Source organism: Bacillus sp. LL01 (assembly GCF_001037965.1).
In genome coordinates this window covers 1-3423 of record NZ_LFEL01000243.1, presented here as the reverse complement: position 1 = coordinate 3423, position 3423 = coordinate 1, and the positions used below count along the sequence as shown (strand labels likewise).

The following is a 3423-nucleotide window of genomic DNA, read 5'->3' as shown; positions in this document are numbered from 1 at the left end:
ATAGCCAGGAATACGAATACCTGCAACAGCTCTATAGCCAGGAATACGAATACCTGCAACAGCTCTATTTATTAATGAGTTAAAACCCGACAAAGCCGTAGCAACCAATGTTACTGGCTTTCTAACTGATTTACTCGCTTCATCGCTTATAGCTTTAGCCGTTCCATTATCGTCCACATCAACTTCTTTTCGGACGTCTTTTCCTAACTCGTCTGTTTGTTCTTTTGCTTTACCTGTACCCTCGTCAATACGACTATTATTTTGTTGTAATTGTCGCTCTTGTTCATTCAAAGCACTTGTCACATGATTTGCTTGACGCTCATACCTCTCGGCTTCTCTGACCATTTCAGATGAAAGATTCGTCTCTTTTTCGATCTGACCGATAATTGATTCGTGTTGAGATATTTGACGGTCTAAAGATGATATTTGCTCTTGAATCTCGCCTCCTTTATCTCCTTCTTTTTTTATCAACTCTTCTAATTGAGATTTCTCTTCATATAACTTTTGAAGCTTTTCTTCTGCTAATTTAATACCTTCTTGTCCCTGTTCGTTGATCCCTATTTCTTTGAGCAGAAGTCCTGTTATTGCGCTATCAATTTCATATAACTTAGCAAGTTCTTCGTCATTCAAAGCGATGCTTTTCGCAATCTCTTCTCGACGATCTTGTAACGTTGAAAGCATCTCTACTAAAGTGCCATCTTGAGCTTGAAGTAACATCGTCTCTTCTCGTTGTAACTCAAGAAATTCTTCTTCAGTCAATAAACCTGTACGTTTCTTCTCGTTTATTTCATCTAAACGTGCGCTGATTTCTTCTTCACTCAATTTATTAATTTGAAGTAGCTCGCCTCTAGCTTCATCAATTGCATTTATTTCTTCTTTTAACTCTTTTTGCTCCTGGATTAAGCGTTTCTCATTCTCAAGTTGTTTCAATCGTTCAATTTGAAGTTCTTCCATTGCCATTTCACGCAATGACTGAATATACTCATGCACTGCATCTGTTACTTCAATCACAGAATTCCCTTTATCAGTAAAGGATTGTTGAACAGTTGGTGATTGTTCAATGATCTTATCGTTTAATCCGAGCATTTCACTTAACTCTTCATTAGTTAAGCCGCTTCTCTCTCTTAACTTCTCATACTCAGCATGGAGATTTTCTACAACACTTGGATCTTGTGCCGTCTTCAGTTCCGATTGAATATCTAGTAACCTGCCCATTTCATCAACTGTAAGTTTAGAAGTTGCGCGTAATTCATCGTACCTGTTTACGTTCGTTTCTAAAGAATCCGCTTGCTTCATTAAAGAATAGGCTGAATCTAAGTTCACCTTCTTAGCTTCATTTTGAGAATCGATATACTTATAGATTCCTAAACTAAGAGCCGCTACAGCTGCCACACCCAATGTAACAGGGTTGACTAACGCACCAAATCCAGCAGCCATTCCTCCTGGTCCTGTTAACAATCTTATCGCGCCACCGCCAGCCGTGACCAAACCCCCAATTGCAGTTGTCATGTTCCCTAAAACAATTGCTGCAGGTCCGACGGCTGCGGCTAATGCACTCATTGTGACAATGTTCTTCTTTGTATCATCTTCAAGTTCGCTAAACCACTGAACCAGTTCAGTTGCTTTTTCCACACCTGCTGTAAATGCTGGGATCATATGCTGTGCAAATTGGATAGATAGTTCTTCAAATGCTGATTTTAACTGTGTGACGTTACCCTTCGCGTTATCTTGCATAGTGGTTGCCATGTCATTAAGAGCTCCATCAGCTTCAGATACAGAGGATTTAAGGTCCACATATTCTTCATCAAGACCGGCTAGGAGTCCTTGGAAAGATTTAAGATGTTCCTTCCCTGCAATCATGCTGATGTATTGGGCCCGCTGTTCATCGGTCATATCCTTGGTTCGATCTTTCACTAATTGGAGCGTTTCTTCTAAACCTATGAAATTACCATCAGCATCGAATGCACTTAATCCTAACTCTTCCATCGCTACGCCTGCTTGACCGGCACCACTTGTGAGGTTGACCATGATCGCATTCAGGGCACGACCAGCTTCTGAACCTTTCAACCCCCGGTTAGCCAAGAGTCCTAGTAAAGCAGTAGACTCATCTAAGGGAACATTAAACTGTGCTAAATTCCCACCGGCTGTCACGTACGCTTGCATTAATTGATCAATGCTCGTGTTGGATGACCGAGAAGCTTGGGCTACATTATCAAGATATCTAGGTAAATCTTTCACTTCAATTTGCATGGCAGCCATTGAGTCAGTCGCCAGATCAGAAGCTCTTCCTAGATCCATCGCCCCCGCTTCTGATAACCTTAAAATAGGTTCAAGACCATCAAGCATTTGTTGAGTATCCCAACCTGCAAGTGCCATATAAGATAATCCTTCAGCTGCTTCTGTAGCACTCTTAGATGTTGTGCCACCTAACTCTCTAGCTTTTGCTTCAAGCTTTTCTAAATCTGTGCTGGTGGCACCAGATACGGCTTGAACTTTAGACATGCCTTCCTCAAAGTCCATCCCCGTTTTCAGCATTAAAGCTCCAACTGCGGTGACCGGTGCCGAAACACGCATTGACCAATTCTTACCAAAGTCAGTTATGTTTCTTCCTGCTGTTTGAAGCTTTCCACCAACATTCTCCATGTTGTCAGCTAACGTGTTCCAAGGATTAGTTTGGCGGTCTAATTCAGCTGTGACTCCTTTTAAAGCATTTTCAGTTTTGTTCATTTCTGAAACTGCTTTTTGGTAAGCAATTTGCGCTTCCTGAGTCTCTTTAGTGTTATCTCCGGTCTTTTGTCTACTCTCTTCATACCTTCTAGCAAGCTCTCTCACCTTTGCTTGCYGAAGCTCAAGTGTTCGACCAAGAACATCTGATTTCTTTCTTAGCTCATCAGTACCACGTGCAAAACCATTACCACTTGAGGTGACGGCTTTCTGCTCATGTTGTAAAGATTTAAGTTGTCGGTTAATCCCTGCCATCCCTTGTTCAAATTGGGCTGAATCAAGAGATATCCTAGTCTTTAACGCACCAACTTCCATATTCCGTCACCTCCTAGAATAATTTAACGTCATCGATATACACTTTTTGGCTATCTGCTGACCACAAGCTAAAATAAAAATGGATGTCCATCTCATCAATTTGATTGAGCGTCCATCCATTCTTTAATAAATCTCTATACATTTGTTTGATTCTCTTAATTTCATCTTTGGCAGATTGAACCTGACGAGCAAACACCTCACCAGGTTCTAAGACTCCCCCGATACTTCGTTTTGTTCAGCTTTTAGTTCTTCAGATGTTTTACCTGTACGAACAAAGGCAAACACATTGATAGCAGTGGAGACAACTTCATGAGAAGGGATGCCTTCATAAAATTCATCAGTCGTAAATTGATTACGGAATACATCGCACACAAAACCTATCAC

The 3423-nt window shown here is 41.0% G+C and carries 2 protein-coding genes; both read right to left on the bottom strand.

All coding sequences use genetic code 11. The features are described from left to right. Positions 1–3039 (bottom strand): phage tail tape measure protein (locus AB685_RS28770; RefSeq protein ID WP_053073996.1); only part of this gene is annotated, 3039 nt, incomplete at its 3' end. 13 nt (positions 3040–3052) lie between these two features. Then, positions 3053–3235, bottom strand: coding sequence for a hypothetical protein (locus tag AB685_RS31910; protein ID WP_047974032.1), 183 nt, complete (start codon positions 3233–3235; stop codon positions 3053–3055). Positions 3236–3423: the final 188 nt, after the last annotated feature.